This is a genomic window from uncultured Corynebacterium sp., assembly GCF_902489365.1.
Taxonomy (GTDB): Bacteria; Actinomycetota; Actinomycetes; order Mycobacteriales; family Mycobacteriaceae; genus Corynebacterium.
This window is the reverse complement of the sequence record NZ_CABTZR010000060.1, coordinates 1-13904: the sequence shown is the minus strand read 5'-3', so window position 1 is coordinate 13904 and position 13904 is coordinate 1. Positions and strand designations below refer to the sequence as shown.

Here is a 13904-nt window from a genome sequence, read left to right as displayed (position 1 = left end):
GTTGATGCAGCGCAAGGGCTATCCGGAGTCTTATGACCGCCGCGCGCTCATGCGTTTTGTTACCGACGTTAAATCCGGCAAACCGCTGGTTACCGCACCGTTGTACTCGCACGTGTCCTATGACATCGTCCCCGATGAATTACAAGAGGTCCGGCAACCGGACATCCTCATCCTGGAAGGCCTCAACGTCCTGCAGACCGGGCCGACCCTCATGGTTTCGGATCTCTTTGACTTCTCTGTCTACGTCGATGCCCGCGTGGACGACATTGAGAAGTGGTACATCGACCGCTTCCTCAAGCTCCGGCACACTGCCTTCCGCGAGCCGGGCGCGCACTTCGCTTCCTTCGCGGACATGACGGATGAGGAAGCCTACGCGCAGGCACGCGAAATCTGGCAGTCCATCAACCTGCCCAACCTCATTGAGAATATTTTGCCCACTCGGGTGCGAGCTTCCCTGGTTCTACGCAAAGGCTCACACCATTTGGTGGAACAGGTCAGGATGCGCAAGCTCTAGGCAGCGTATCCCGGCTAGCGCCCAAAGCGGCGCGAGCGCTGAGAATAGTCGCGCAAGGCACGCAGGAAATCCACCCGGCGAAATGCTGGCCAGTAGGTATCCGTGAACCAAATCTCGGAATAGGCTGCCTGCCACAGAAGGAACCCGGACAGCCGCTGCTCACCGGAGGTGCGGATGACGAGGTCGGGGTCCGGCAAACCTTTGGTGTAGAGGTTGCCCGTGATGGCCTCCGCAGTGACGTTCTCCGCGATCTCCTCAGCACTCAGTCCCTTGCGTGCTTCGCTGCGGATCAGGTTCTGCACGGCATCCACAATTTCTTGGCGCCCGCCGTAGCCCACCGCGATATTGACGATGACACCTTGGTGATCCTCGGTAGCCTCAGCCGCACTCTGCATCTTGGCTGTGACCTGTTCGGGGAGCAGATCTAGGTGCCCGACGAGGCGGATCTGACAATCCAAGTCCCCCTGGGAGAGGTGCGTGACGACATCCGAAATAATGTCGAAAAGCAACTGCACTTCCTGCTCGCTGCGCTTCAAGTTTTCCGTCGACAGCAAGTAGATAGTGACGACTTCAATGTCGGTGCCCTGGCACCACGAAATCATCTCACTAATCTTCCGCGCGCCTTGCCGGTGACCGTGGCTGATATCCGTAAAACCCGCCTCGCGCGCCCAGCGGCGATTGCCATCTGCCATGATTGCCACATGGCGTGGTTGCGGTTTGTTTTTAATCTCACGCGTCAGGCGCGCCTCATACAGGGGGTATAGGAGCTGGCTTAGGAACTTCACGGTGGGGAAACATCCTCTGCGTTAAAAGATGGACTTCTTACTGTTATCGAGGATGCCGGCTTCCTTCATTGCCGCATCGACCGCCTCATCATCAAAAGGATCGATGCCATGATCCTGCGCGAACATGGTGCGGCGGCGGAAGCGCGAATAGCGGCGGTGAAAGTTCCAGCCTGCGAAAAGGACGGCCACTCCCATGAGAACGAGGATTAGCAAACCAATGGGCGAGGCCTTACCGAACTCCGGTCCCACCGGCCCGCTTTGGTTCCCTTGGGCGAGCAGGGCGACGTCATGCGCCGCGAAGTACAAAGCGTTCATACTTTAAGATTCCCCTACTTCCGGGATTCCCGCAAATAGGTCGTCCTCCGGCAGCGAGGTCGACACACGGGTTTTGGCCAACTCGAACTCCTCCGTTGGCCAATGCTCCTGCTGCACGGCCACGGGCGTAGCGAGGAAAGCACCAGCCGGATCGATTTGGGTGGCGTGCGCGCGCAGGGCGTCCTCCCGGTTTTGGAAGTAATCCGCGCACTCTACCTGCGTGGTCACGCGCGCCATGATGTCACCAAAAGCGGTGTCCCAGCGCGCCAGCATCGGCTCATAGGGGCTAATCTTTCCCTCTTCTACTAGAAGGTCGTGAAAGATCTTCATCCTCTGGTACACGAAACCGTGCGTGTAGTAGAGCTTCTGCGGCTCCCACGGCTCGCCCAATTCTGGGTGGTACGCGGCATCGCCCGCCTTTTCCCAGGCCAACATAGAAGCACGGTGGACCATGAGATGGTCCGGGTGCGGATAGCCGCCGTTTTCGTCATACGTAATGATGACCTGGGGGCGGAACTCCCGAATGATCTCCACGAGCTCTTGGGCCACATCATCATCTTCTTTGAGAGCAAAGCAGCCCTCAGGCAGCAGGTCCTTGATATTGGGCGCCAACGGATTACCCGGAAGGCCCGAGTCCACGTGTCCGAGCCACCGGTGCTGTACTCCCAAGGAGGCGGCGGCCCTCGCCATTTCTTCACGACGAATACTACCCATGTTCTCGAGGACGCCGGGGCGGTCCATGGCTGGGTTGATGATGTCCCCCCGCTCACCGCCGGTGCAGGTCACGACGAGGACCTCCGCCCCTTCCGCAGCATACTTTGCGGTCGTCGCAGCACCCTTCGAGGATTCATCGTCAGGGTGCGCGTGGATAGCCAAAAGGCGCTGTGTACTCACTGGGTGATACATCTCCCTACATCGCTTCTTTAAACAGAGGCCCAGTCTAGTGGATAGTAACTTCGTAGCGACCGTTGGATAGAATCAGACTCATGTCTGACGCCCAACCTGCTTCTCGCTCCGTACGCTCACGATCTCGCTACGGTTCCTCTTCCTCCTCTGCTCCCACCGGAAAACCATGGACCGCTCGGGCCTTAGTCCTGGTTTTGCTGGCCATGCTGGTGGCGGCCATGGTCTTTGGGGTGCAGTATGTGCGCAGTCAACAGAGAGTTAACGCAGACATCTCTTACGTCACCCACGAGATTCTTTCCGACGATACCGCCCGCGTGTGGGTAGACATCACTCGCAACCGCGTGGAGGAGCCTGCCTATTGCATTGTCCAGGCTTTTGACTATTCCAAGGCAGAGGTGGGCCGCCGCGAAATTGCCGTGCCGGCAGGCGGCGAGGCCGCCCAGCGCGTCGCCGTGGACATCCCTACCAATCACCCGGCTGTCGCCGGTGGCGTCTACGGCTGCTCCGGAAATATCCCCTCCTACCTTGATATCAGCACCATGGATTCTGCGGGTGAGGCAAACGCCGGGTAAAAGCCCAGCTATGCTAGTATGTTGAGCGTTCTGAATGGGCCGCGCCACCTGCGCTTTTAGGCCCAGTCTTTAAGAAATAAAACCGTTCATCAGGAACCGTCAACGGAAGGTTGCACTATGGCTGAGCAGCAGAAGCAGTACATCACCCCGGAAACCAAGGCCAAGCTCGAGGCCGAGCTGCAGGCCCTCATCGACCACCGCCCGGTCGTCGCCGCAGAGATTAACGAGCGCCGCGAGGAAGGTGACCTGAAGGAGAACGCGGGTTACGACGCCGCCCGCGAAATGCAGGACCAGGAAGAGGCCCGCATCAAGCAGATCTCCGAGGTTCTGGCTAACTCCACCACCGAGCGCACCGCCGTCCAAGAAGGCGTTGCCCACATTGGTTCCGTCGTCCACGTCTACTACAACGGTGACAAGGAAGACCGCGAGACCTTCCTTATCGGTACCCGCGCTGCGGCCTCCGATAACAAGGATCTGGAGACCTACTCCGAGCAGTCCCCGCTGGGTGCTGCCCTCCTGGGTGCTGCTGAAGGCGAAACCCGCGAGTACACCGCGCCGAACGGCAAGACCTTGGCGGTGACCGTGGTCTCTGCAGCACCGTATGATTCCGCAAAGGCCGCAACTCCGCGCAAGTCCTAATTTATACTGCTCTTAGGTCATCGTTTTTCTGAGAAAGAGTTTTATCACATGAAGAAGTTCACTCGTTTCGCTGCCGCTGGTTTGGTTTTCTCCGCTGGTCTCACCCTTGCCGCTTGCCACCCTCCGAGCGAGCAGGATTCCACTGAGAAGGTCGACACTGGCGCCACCTTCACCGGTGAGGCCCCGGGAGCTGATGCATCCGAGTCCACCGCAGCAACGGCTGAGACCGAAGCCACGGCTGAGACCGAGGTTGCTCCGGCCGAGTACACCACTGCTCCGGTTCAGCAGTAGACTCACCGTCAGCTTAAAGCGAAAGCGGCGTCCCGATATTCGGGCGCCGCTTTCAGCGTTATGAGGTTATGAGAAAATCCCTCACCCCAGTCCCCTAGTTTTCTTCCCGGGCCCACTCGCCGATGACCCCGGGCAGCACCGCGGGCGCTTCACCGAGGAGATCTCGGCGGTTCGGATCGCGCTCAACCTGCGTTGTGACGGATTTGATCCTCTTTTCGCTTTCACCGCCGCGAGCTGCGCCGCCCATCATGGGCATCATCCGCATCCCCGCGCCGCGGGTTTGTCCGCCGCCAGCCTTCGCGGCGCCCGCTCCCCCAGCGGCACCTACGACACTGTTTGTACCGCCAGCATTACCGACACCACCGGCGCTGCCGACGCCGACGCCGCCAACACCACCAGCGCCGCCGATCACTCCGCCTCCGGCCATACTGCCTCCGCTTAGCGACGCCCTTCCGTCCCTCTGCAGTCCAGTCCCCGCTACGGCCCCGGGTAGGCCACCGATAACCGGATGCGTACCCGTCTGCGGTCCACCGGGCGCAGTACCGAAGCCGCCCAGCCCCGCCGCGGCGGTCGTCGGGTTTGCCGACATCTCCGGCAACCGGCCCAGCCCTCGGCCGCTGAGTCCAGCGCCACCCCCAGGCAGCGCATTGCTGCGCGCATTCGCAAGCCCAACGGCACCAAGTCCCTGCCCACCGGCTCCGCTGCCCAGGCCTCCTAGCCCACTCAGACCAGCGCCAATATTTGGCGCGCCAACATGGGCTCCCGACGTCCCCGGAATACCAGCATGAGAAGGGCTCAGCGTACCTACGCCTGCGCTCGCGGCCGACGTGTTCACTTCCGTTGCGCTGACGGGGGCCAGCGAATCTCCGAAACCCAACTCGCTGAGGATCGTGCGCCCACGGTCATGTAATGCGCTATGAAACTTCGCGATGTCACCAGCATCCATTCCAAGGCCTTCAAGCCCCTGGATTTCACCGTCTGCGACGCCAAAGGAACCTGGGCCGACGGCGCCGCTTTCCATCGCCTCAGCAATCTGCTGCGGCCAAGCAACACCTTCCGTGGTGTAGCGGGATCCATCACCTGCAACCGCCCCAAATTGGGTACTGACATCCCCACCACCGCTGGGCGGCGCCGCATCCATGAGCGCGTGTTGATAGGGCATGGCGGCGATAACCTGCTGTTGAAGCACGCCCTGCATATATCCCAATGCTGCCTGTTCTGCGGCCTCGCGCGCCACGGGATCTGGAATCGCTGCCACCTCGAAAGCCAGCGCGATGGCCTCTGGCTGCACATTCATCAGCTGCGCTTGGAAGCCGAACAGCTTTTGTTGCATCACGTCCGCGTTGGCAATGAAGTGTGTGCCTGCCTGCGCAACTTCACGAATCTTCTGGGCCGCTCGCGTGGTGGCTTCGCTATCATTCTCTGCCTCCAACGACGCTGCCGAGTTCTCCAGACCCGCAACGATATCGGCCACTTCTCCGCTCAAGGCTCCCCACCGTGCATTCGCTTCCGAGACATCCCAGAAACGGGTGCTGAACAAGTTGGATGCCAGGCCCATGAGTGATGCACCGGTGTCAACGATGGGAACTGTAAAACCAAATGGGCTGTATCCCGGATCTGGTTGCGACACTATCGGCATCGCCTCCGCCGCACCCCCGCCACCGGCGTCTGCGACATCCAGCCCTCTGCTGTTGAGCTCATCCTGTGATTCGAAGCCGGCGAGCTCGGTCTGGAGTGCCTCCCCAAGCCAAGAAACCTGTCCTCTAAACCCCTCCAAGGAATTACGCGCCGACCCCGGATCCGTTGCCAGAACGCGTTGGTGGATTGCGCCGACTTCGCTTAAACCCGTAACTGGAGAAAATCCTCCATCGAGTGGAGATGTCGCTTTTCCGCTTAAAGCATCGAGTCTCCTGGAAAGCCGATCGACGTTGTGGACCTCTAGCCGCATATTTTGTTTATCGATAAGCATTTACTGCCCCTTTATCTACATAATTTTTACAAGTATTTCTTCCGCTTTTTCACACTGCTCTATTTGATCCGGAGAACCAGTGAGAAGACTATAAGTAGCGGTGATAAGTCCGCGCTCAGTCGAAAGATTTACCGAACACATAGACTGCCCCGAATATGGATCTTCAAACGCAATAACCGGAATGTACTTCCCCCTATAAATCACAGCCCTCCCCTGAGCTTCTTCTACCTGCGCAGTCCCCGTGTCACTACTCGCAATAGTAACTACCCCCTCTTTCTCCCCAGATTGATGAATGAAAGAGCAAAAGACAGTGTCACTCTCTCGAAATTCTTTTCCTTCTATCCGAAAGATCCCGGCTCGCTCCAACGCCCAATTAGGTACTTCCCGGCAAGGATCAAACAACTGAAAACCTGGCACCGTACGATCAAATTCACCAAGTGGCGGCAGTACCCCACCGCCCGCACGAGACTCACTGCTTGATGCTTGAGACTCTCGCACCTTCGTGGCGGTGGCTTCAGCGACCCCCGAGTCCACTGAGCCACCGCCGGACATTTCGCCAGAAAAGTTGCTAAAGTCCCCCGAGTTATTACCATTGTCACGAGCACTAAGGCCCAGCGGAGCTGCGCAGTTTGAAAGCACCCCTATACAAACCGCCACCAACGCAAGGCCCCCGATTCGCTTCATGGTTTCCCTTCAACCAACTTTTCTGACTAACAGAAGCCACTCACCAGAGCCAAGCTCAGCGAGCGGCTTCTGCGACCAGAATGCACGAGAATGCGCAATATGTCGCGCCAACTCCACATAGCCCATTTTCAATGGGTTACAAATAGTGATGTATTAGATGCGACTGATAAAAGGTTCATAAATAGGTGCTGGTCGTCGCCTGTAAGAATTGTGAGTGCACGGCGTGAGACTCTTATGTCTGCACTGCCGATTATGACCATGCAGGTGCCCCCTAATTACAACACTGTCAACATTCGTTCGTCGTTTTTCACTCCGCAGGCACGACCCCATCACGCGTTTCGGAAGTAAGAACCAGCTTCATCCACACAGCCGCTCACAAAACCACCTATGACCTTGCACTACTTCCACAGAGGCGGGCGGCAACCAGTCGTAGAAAGTGATTCCAAGTCGCACTCCGTACCGCTGTCGAAGGTCACTTCGGACGAACGTGGACGGGATTCTTCATCCGCTCTTTCGACTTGGTTGATCGAGCTTTTCTCCCAAGACAACGGCATCTTCTCGCCGATTTGCACTTTTTGCAACGCGTGTTTCTTTCCTCTTCGCGCCCCGGCTGGTGTGGTGAGAAATTGCCATATGAGGCGCACAAATAATCGCAAGACTCCTGGCACACTTGTACTAACTATGGGGGCGGCATATTTCTCATGCCTGGGACATCGCCACCTATCGTGCTGAACTGAGTGCCTTGCTTCCCCATGGGGTTGTAGTTGCAAGCGAACCGGACATAGAAAACCGGCGGCCAGCACCCACATGTCATTGTGGTGCCGGCCGCCGGTTCTTAAAGGCGGTGCCGAGGCTAGTCCCTGAAGTAGCTCAGCAGACGGAGAATCTCGGTGTAGAGCCAGACCAGGGTCACAGCCAAGCCGAGAGCGATGCCCCAAGCATACTGAGCCGGAGCGCCCTGGCGGATGAGGCGGTCAGCCTGATCAAAGTCCGTCATGAAGGACAGGGAGGCCAGAACGATACAGACCAAGGAGAAGATGATGGCAAGCATGCCACCATCACGCAGCGGGTTAAAGCCGAAGAAGATAGCTCCCAGCAAGTTGCCCAGCGCCATCACAGCCACGCCGGCGATGAGGCCGAACATGATCTTGTTGAACTTCGGAGTGACCTTGACTGCACCGGTCTTGTAGACCATCAACATGCCGATAAACACACCAACGGTGCCCATGATGGCCTGGCCGATAAGCGCCATACCGTCGGAGTTGCCGAAGGATACGCCAGCGAACATGAGCGAGAATCCGCCCACGAAAAGCCCTTCAAACACTGCGTAGATCAACGTCGCCGCAGCAGATCCGAACTTCTTGCCAAACGTTGAGACCAGAACAGTAACGAAACCGCCCAGCGCACCAACCAAGGTAAGAATCATTGAGATGCCCGGGTTGATCAACTCACCAATAGCGAAGTTGAGCACGGCCATAACGATAATGACGCCCAAGGTGATACCAGTCTTGGTCACGACATCATCAACCGTCAGCGGACGATCAGCGCTGCGGTTTTCTTGGCTGAATGGATTGTCGCTCTGCCCGTAGGGATTACCCTGGGTCTGACTTTGGTTGGACGAGAGGGAACTCATCACGGGGTTACTAGAACGCACGCGAATCCCGATTCCTTTCACAGTCTTTCTCTAAAAAGCAGCCCCGGAGGGGTGCCGTGTTTGTCATTTCACTGGGATCAACGTGCCCCATTGCTAGGAAGTTCCCAAAAATCCCAAAATTCGCAAAATTGTCCACACGTGTCAACGAAACGTCGGGAAGCACCGCTGCACCGCGGTAGCACACTGTGTCCTTGGCTAAGGATTGTGAGGTCCTCTCCCCGCTCCTCGTCCAAGCACGCTGCGCAGCGGTTAGGGTTCTCTTCACTCACTATCACTTCAATGGAAGGCGACAAGCAGTATGAAGAAACTTTGCCTTGCGGTTGCTGCTATTGTTTTTGCCCTCGGCGGTTGCAGCACCGCCCCAACACCTGAACCAAGCCCAACGAGTACTAGCAGCAACGAAACTGGGCCCGACGAGGCGCCACCAAGCACAAGCCCCACCAGTACCTCCCCCGCAGATGCATCCAAGTCCACGGCCCCAGAGTCCCACGTGGAAGAGGTACAACCTGACCCAGAACTTCCCGCATCCGACGCTCCTGCGGCAGCAGAACAAGTACCCGCGGAACCCACCGTCGTGGAATGCCTCGAAGGGACCCCCGGCCCTGCCCGCTGGTCAGATGGCACAGTCTCCTACTCCCAATGGTGTTTCGACACCCGAGGCGGCGAGCAGTACCTCGAAAATGAGCGCCAGGCCGGACTAGAAGAAACCGAGGAATGCGTCGGCCCATCGGCAACATGTGGATACGGCACTGCAGATAATGGCGCCCGTAACCCAACCTCGGGCGAAATTCAGACTTACCACGGCTGCCAAGACGGATACATTGATGACCCAGACCTGTGCTCCGCAGTAGAAGATATAGTCCGAGCTGCCGACCCAAACGGCTCTATCTACCAGTAGACAAACCCGCATCACAACAACCGATCCCGACACTGGAAGCACGGCCCCAATGCAGGGGCGGTACCGCTAGGGGCTCGTGAGCCAGAGACACAGTTCCAGCGAAACTGTGATGACTAGCGATTTTTTGGACACTTTTTGGACACTTTCACACCAAAGTGGCCATCTTTACCAACGTTTCCGCTGGTCATGGTGCCCCCACTGGGACTCGAACCCAGACTGAATCGATTTTAAGTCGACTGCCTCTGCCGATTGGGCTATGGGGGCCAAACCGTGCCCACTTATCTTAGGGCACGGGTGGACACATGCCGAAAATAGGGTCGGCATCCGCAGAACTGTGCCGGTCCGCGGGACGGTGCCGGCTTAGTTCGCGACGAGGCCGCTAATGATGCCATCGAGGATGTCCTTCTCACTGATGAAGAAGGAACGGGCATCACTGTTGCGCTCAATCATCGTCATGATGCCCTCGACGGCCACGCAGCCGCCGCCGATGACATCGGCGCGGCCCGGGTGGATGACGGGGTTGAGGGCCCTCACGTCCGAGGACAAACCGATCATCTGTCGGGTGAGCACCCGCAGGGCGTCGAAGCGCAGCTCGGATCCGTGGATGGAGTCAGCGTCGTAGCGTTCCATGCCCTGGGCCAGAGCCGAGAGCGTCGTGAAGGTACCGGCGCAGCCAACAAAGGTCTGAGCCTTGTCGATGGGCACGATCTTTTCCACTTCAGCCATGCGCTCAGCGACGTAGTCAGCAGCAATCTCGATTTCCGCCTCGGTAGGTGGATCGTTGCGCATCATGCGCTCAGTGAGCCGCACGCAACCCATCTGAGCAGAGTGGGAACCAAGGATCTCGCCGTCGATGGTGCCAACGACGAACTCCGTCGAGCCGCCTCCCAAGTCAATGACGCAGTAGGGCCCCTTCTCAGAGCGCAGGTCCCCCACCGCGCCGGTGAAGGACAGCAGTGCTTCCTCCTCGCCGGAAATGATCTCCGCGCGGGCACCCGGCTGGACCTCACCGAGAAGCTCCTCGGTCATGTCGAAGAATTCGCGGTGGTTCTTAGCATCACGCGTGGCTGAGGTTGCCACCATGCGCACGCGCTCAACCTTCTCAAATTTCATCTGCTTGACGTATTCTTCGAGGGCCACGCGAGTCCGTGCGAGTGCTTCTGGCTCGAATTCACCGGTGGCGTCGACGCCTTGTCCGAGGCGGACGATCTCCATCGTGCGGGAGATATCCCGAATCTTGCCATCCTCTTGGATCTCACTGATGAGCAGGCGGATGGAATTGGTTCCGCAGTCGACAGCAGCGACGCGAGTCATAAGGCTAGCCTTTCTCTTAACCGGCGTTAGAAAAATCAAACCGGGTCATATCAATGCCCAGATCCCCCACAGTGGGCCAATCCTCCGGGATGGCGCTTCCTCGGAGTTTACCGTGTTCTGCAGCCATCGCGACGGCCTCGGTACCAAAGCGCACCCGACCAGGGCCTTCTGCCAAGGCATAAGCAATAAGCACGTGGAGGCACTTGACGCGCTCAGGCATGCCGCCACCGGAAAATTCAGTGCCCAAGTCCTCCATGGCATTGCGGGTTTCCAGGTAGTGCTCGTGCGCTGCCTGGTAGTCCTTCTGCAAGTCCTCATCCGCGGCGAGACGCTGCTCCATCCATTTCATGACGTGGGCAACTTCAAGGCGCGATGCCTCGGCGGTCAGGCGCGGATCAGTGAGGTAATAGAGGGTAGGAAACGGAGTGCCGTCGGGAAGCTTAGGCGCCGTCTTAATCACGGCAGGAGCTCCGTCGGGGGTGCGGTAAGCAATGTCCACGACGCCGCGCGGAGTGCGGCCCAATTGTTCGCGGACGACTTCAAGATCAGCATCGGTCACGGTCATAGGAACCATTGTGACACGGAGGCGCGGGTGCGTCCTATTCAGCAGGAGCTTCGACTAAGTCTTCCGGCGGGTTCTCCGCTTCCGATGGGTTCTCAGCGTCCTGTGACACCGAATCCCACAATACCGTGTACCACGCGCGCTCGTCGACGTCCTCACGGCGTTCCGAGGTCACCGTATCGCCTGAGTCCATCCGCGGATCCATGATGCGGAACGCGGTTTCTCCTTCATCCATCACACCGAAGCGACGACGTGCTTCTTGTTTGACGTATTCCTCGGATCGATACTTATCAATCTCGGTGAGGAGGTTTTCCTTCTGCTCCTGCTTGGCGGCAATAGAGCTTTCCAGGCGCGCTATCTCCGACTGGCCATGATAGTAATTGCGCAGCGGAACGGCAATGGATAAGAGGACTATGAGCACGACGGCGATAATGACGCCCACTCCCAGAATGTCGAGTCCCTTAGGCTGGGACGGATTCTTCTTCGGCTTGGTGCGCTGCGCGTCGCGGGCACGCGTTTGGACCGGAACGGTGTTCCGGCGCTTCGTGCGGGAAGAAGTATTGCGTGCCATCGGAACGTCATTGTATCCCGCTACAGCCCAGGTAGTGCGCGGCGCGCGTCGTGTCTCAGAAATAACATGCGTCACAGCGTTATGGAGGCCACCCAACGAAAAAAGTGCCACAGTTTCCTGTGACACCTCGTGCTAAGTCGCTATCTCAGCGAGTGGCAGATACTCTGCCACTCCTAGAAACTAGCCCTGGAAGCGCGGGAATGCGGTGCGGCCGGCGTAGACGGCTGCGTCGCTCAGCTCCTGCTCGATGCGCAGCAGCTGGTTGTACTTGGCCACGCGCTCAGAACGTGCCGGGGCACCGGTCTTGATCTGGCCGCAGTTGAGGGCAACCGCGAGGTCAGCAATGGTGGTGTCCTCGGTCTCGCCAGAACGGTGGGACATCATGGTGCGGTAGCCGTTGCGGTGAGCCAGCTCGACGGCGTCGAAAGTCTCGGTCAGGGTACCGATCTGGTTGACCTTCACCAGCAGTGCGTTGGCTGCCTTCTTATCGATACCCTCCTGGAGGCGGGCCGGGTTGGTAACGAAGAAGTCATCGCCCACAATCTGAACCTTCTCGCCGAGAGCTTCGGTGAGCTTGGTGTAGCCCTCCCAGTCATCTTCCTGCAGCGGATCCTCGATGGAGACGATCGGGTAGTTGGCAACGAGGTCTTCGTAGACCTTGGCCATCTCCTCAGCGGTGTGCTCGCCGCCCTCGAAGTGGTACTTGCCATCCTTAAAGAACTCGGAGGAAGCCACGTCGAGAGCCAAGGCGATGTCCTCGCCCGGCTTCAGACCGGCCTTCTTGATTGCGTCAACAATGAGGTCGAGTGCAGCCTTGGTGGACTCGACGGACGGAGCGAAGCCGCCCTCGTCGCCCAGACCGGTGGACAGGCCCTTGTCCTTGATGACGTTCTTGAGGGCGTGGTAGACCTCGGCGCCCTGACGCAGCGCCTCGGAGAAGGACTCCGCGCCGATCGGAGCAATCATGAACTCCTGGACATCCACGCCGGAGTCAGCGTGGGAGCCACCGTTGAGAATGTTCATCATCGGAACGGGCAGGACGTGAGCGTTCGGGCCACCGACGTAGCGGTAGAGCGGAAGGCCAGCAGACTCGGCAGCAGCCTTGGCAGCGGCAATGGAGACGCCCAGGATGGCGTTGGCGCCGAGGCGGGACTTGTTATCAGTGCCGTCCAGCTTGATGAGGGCCTGGTCGATCAGGCGCTGGTCATCAGCCTCGAAGCCGGCAAGCTCATCAGCGATCTCTTCGTTGACGTTCTCAACTGCCTTGAGAACACCCTTGCCCAAGTAGCGGTCACCACCGTCACGCAACTCGTGAGCCTCGTGAACACCGGTGGAAGCGCCAGACGGAACGCCGGCGACACCGCGTGCTCCATCGTCGAGGAATACTTCAGCCTCAACGGTGGGGTTGCCGCGGGAATCAAGAATTTCGCGTGCCATTACGTGGATGATGTCAGCCATGCTGCTTTCACTCCTATAGAGCCAAATTGATCTTGGGTACGTGTTCTGGGAGGGGCTCCCAAACCACCTGCAGCCAATTGTTCCAGAAAACTTCGGAACGTGTCGGGCGGAAACGGACAACGTGATAAAGATCTAGGAAGGCGCTAGGACGTCGCAGGCTGTTCGATGGCATAGGAATTCGCCGCAGCAGCCACTTTGCGCAGGTAGTCCTCGGATTGGTTGTAATTAAGGATGGCTGAGCGCCAACCTTCCGGCGTCGAAAGGTCTCTATCTCCGAAACACAACAAGGCGGCAGCACCCAGCGCGGCATCATCGATTTGATTTGGATCGGCTACGCCATCACCGTTGGCGTCACGACCAAAATGCCCCCACGAAGACGGGATGAATTGCATGGGGCCCACCGCCCGATCAAACTCAGTATCGTCATCAAACACACCGCCATCGCTGTCCGGTACGTGAGTGGTGTTGTTCGTACCGTCGAGAGGGATGCCCACGATAGGCGGCTCGGGGTGTCCGTTCTCATCGAGTGAAGAACGGTGGAAGATATTGCCGCTATAGGTCCCGTGACGGGTTTCCACCCAGCCAATCCCAGCAAGGGTATTCCAGCGCAGATTACAGTTCGGCCACGACTCCCGCGCGATCAATTCGGCGTTGCCATAGGCCCGCAAAGCTTGGGCGGGGATGCTGGTGGCGTCGGCAAGCTGATCAGACCACCACGTCAACTTGTCCGCGGTGCGCCCTGGCGCTTCGACGTCAATATTGGGCACCTCTG

General features: G+C 58.5%; 16 protein-coding genes and 1 tRNA gene. 5 read left to right on the top strand and 12 right to left on the bottom strand.

Annotated elements, in window-relative coordinates; all coding sequences use genetic code 11:
- A partial coding sequence (coaA, locus tag RDN59_RS09125) for a type I pantothenate kinase (protein ID WP_308607564.1) occupies positions 1–514 on the top strand: 514 nt, incomplete at its 5' end.
- 14 nt (positions 515–528) lie between these two features.
- Here the strand turns inward: coaA and RDN59_RS09120 are convergent.
- The 3 genes from RDN59_RS09120 to mca are packed head-to-tail and all read right to left on the bottom strand — an operon-like array spanning position 529 to position 2508.
- On the bottom strand, positions 529–1299 hold the full coding sequence (locus tag RDN59_RS09120; RefSeq protein WP_046648332.1) for an isoprenyl transferase: 771 nt from the start codon (positions 1297–1299) through the stop codon (positions 529–531).
- Positions 1300–1320: 21 nt separating this feature from the next.
- Positions 1321–1614, bottom strand: a complete 294-nt coding sequence (locus RDN59_RS09115) for a hypothetical protein (protein ID WP_308607563.1) — start codon at positions 1612–1614, stop codon at positions 1321–1323.
- Between the two features lie 3 nt (positions 1615–1617).
- Entirely contained in the window at positions 1618–2508 is an 891-nt protein-coding gene (gene mca, locus RDN59_RS09110; protein ID WP_308607562.1) for a mycothiol conjugate amidase Mca, read from the bottom strand.
- 92 nt (positions 2509–2600) lie between these two features.
- Between mca and RDN59_RS09105 the strand changes: the two genes are divergently transcribed.
- The 3 genes from RDN59_RS09105 to RDN59_RS09095 all read left to right on the top strand — a co-directional run bounded on the left by RDN59_RS09105 (position 2601) and on the right by RDN59_RS09095 (position 4022).
- Complete coding sequence (locus tag RDN59_RS09105; RefSeq protein ID WP_308607561.1) at positions 2601–3092, top strand: DUF4307 domain-containing protein; 492 nt, start codon at positions 2601–2603, stop codon at positions 3090–3092.
- A 117-nt stretch (positions 3093–3209) separates the two neighbouring features.
- The gene (greA, locus tag RDN59_RS09100; RefSeq protein WP_308607560.1) at positions 3210–3731 is read left to right on the top strand and encodes a transcription elongation factor GreA; all 522 of its coding nucleotides are present in this window, start codon (positions 3210–3212) and stop codon (positions 3729–3731) included.
- 48 nt (positions 3732–3779) lie between these two features.
- The gene (locus tag RDN59_RS09095; RefSeq protein WP_308607559.1) at positions 3780–4022 is read left to right on the top strand and encodes a hypothetical protein; all 243 of its coding nucleotides are present in this window, start codon (positions 3780–3782) and stop codon (positions 4020–4022) included.
- A 94-nt stretch (positions 4023–4116) separates the two neighbouring features.
- Here RDN59_RS09095 and RDN59_RS09090 read toward each other — a convergent pair whose 3' ends face one another.
- The 3 genes from RDN59_RS09090 to RDN59_RS09080 all read right to left on the bottom strand — a co-directional run bounded on the left by RDN59_RS09090 (position 4117) and on the right by RDN59_RS09080 (position 8329).
- The gene (locus tag RDN59_RS09090; RefSeq protein ID WP_308607558.1) at positions 4117–5661 is read right to left on the bottom strand and encodes a hypothetical protein; all 1545 of its coding nucleotides are present in this window, start codon (positions 5659–5661) and stop codon (positions 4117–4119) included.
- A 345-nt stretch (positions 5662–6006) separates the two neighbouring features.
- Positions 6007–6675: a DUF3558 family protein gene (locus RDN59_RS09085; RefSeq protein WP_308607557.1), complete on the bottom strand. Its 669-nt coding sequence runs from the start codon at positions 6673–6675 to the stop codon at positions 6007–6009.
- An 853-nt stretch (positions 6676–7528) separates the two neighbouring features.
- Positions 7529–8329, bottom strand: coding sequence for a Bax inhibitor-1/YccA family protein (locus RDN59_RS09080; protein WP_049155517.1), 801 nt, complete (start codon positions 8327–8329; stop codon positions 7529–7531).
- 490 nt (positions 8330–8819) lie between these two features.
- Between RDN59_RS09080 and RDN59_RS09075 the strand changes: the two genes are divergently transcribed.
- Positions 8820–9227, top strand: coding sequence for a hypothetical protein (locus tag RDN59_RS09075; RefSeq protein ID WP_308607556.1), 408 nt, complete (start codon positions 8820–8822; stop codon positions 9225–9227).
- A gap of 187 nt (positions 9228–9414) precedes the next feature.
- Here RDN59_RS09075 and RDN59_RS09070 read toward each other — a convergent pair.
- The 6 genes from RDN59_RS09070 to RDN59_RS09045 all read right to left on the bottom strand — a co-directional run.
- Positions 9415–9491, bottom strand: a tRNA-Leu gene (locus RDN59_RS09070).
- A gap of 96 nt (positions 9492–9587) precedes the next feature.
- Complete coding sequence (locus RDN59_RS09065; protein ID WP_308607555.1) at positions 9588–10541, bottom strand: Ppx/GppA phosphatase family protein; 954 nt, start codon at positions 10539–10541, stop codon at positions 9588–9590.
- Between the two features lie 16 nt (positions 10542–10557).
- The gene (locus RDN59_RS09060; protein WP_308607554.1) at positions 10558–11106 is read right to left on the bottom strand and encodes a DUF501 domain-containing protein; all 549 of its coding nucleotides are present in this window, start codon (positions 11104–11106) and stop codon (positions 10558–10560) included.
- A gap of 34 nt (positions 11107–11140) precedes the next feature.
- Entirely contained in the window at positions 11141–11674 is a 534-nt protein-coding gene (locus RDN59_RS09055) for a septum formation initiator family protein (protein ID WP_308607553.1), read from the bottom strand.
- 180 nt (positions 11675–11854) lie between these two features.
- A complete protein-coding gene (gene eno, locus RDN59_RS09050; RefSeq protein WP_308607552.1) occupies positions 11855–13132 on the bottom strand; it encodes a phosphopyruvate hydratase in 1278 nt (425 codons plus the stop codon).
- Between the two features lie 143 nt (positions 13133–13275).
- The coding region (locus RDN59_RS09045; RefSeq protein ID WP_308607551.1) for a hypothetical protein at positions 13276–13904 on the bottom strand (629 nt) is incomplete at its 5' end.

Bases quoted from the DNA above. Each gene is read 5' to 3' on its own strand.
- eno (WP_308607552.1), bottom strand. From the start codon at position 13,132: ATGGCTGACATCATCCACGTAATGGCACGCGAAATTCTTGATTCCCGC.
- RDN59_RS09095 (WP_308607559.1), top strand. From the start codon at position 3,780: ATGAAGAAGTTCACTCGTTTCGCTGCCGCTGGTTTGGTTTTCTCCGCT.
- RDN59_RS09065 (WP_308607555.1), bottom strand. From the start codon at position 10,541: ATGACTCGCGTCGCTGCTGTCGACTGCGGAACCAATTCCATCCGCCTG.
- RDN59_RS09085 (WP_308607557.1), bottom strand. From the start codon at position 6,675: ATGAAGCGAATCGGGGGCCTTGCGTTGGTGGCGGTTTGTATAGGGGTG.
- greA (WP_308607560.1), top strand. From the start codon at position 3,210: ATGGCTGAGCAGCAGAAGCAGTACATCACCCCGGAAACCAAGGCCAAG.
- RDN59_RS09105 (WP_308607561.1), top strand. From the start codon at position 2,601: ATGTCTGACGCCCAACCTGCTTCTCGCTCCGTACGCTCACGATCTCGC.
- RDN59_RS09090 (WP_308607558.1), bottom strand. From the start codon at position 5,661: ATGCCGATAGTGTCGCAACCAGATCCGGGATACAGCCCATTTGGTTTT.
- RDN59_RS09055 (WP_308607553.1), bottom strand. From the start codon at position 11,674: ATGGCACGCAATACTTCTTCCCGCACGAAGCGCCGGAACACCGTTCCG.
- RDN59_RS09060 (WP_308607554.1), bottom strand. From the start codon at position 11,106: ATGACCGTGACCGATGCTGATCTTGAAGTCGTCCGCGAACAATTGGGC.
- RDN59_RS09115 (WP_308607563.1), bottom strand. From the start codon at position 1,614: ATGAACGCTTTGTACTTCGCGGCGCATGACGTCGCCCTGCTCGCCCAA.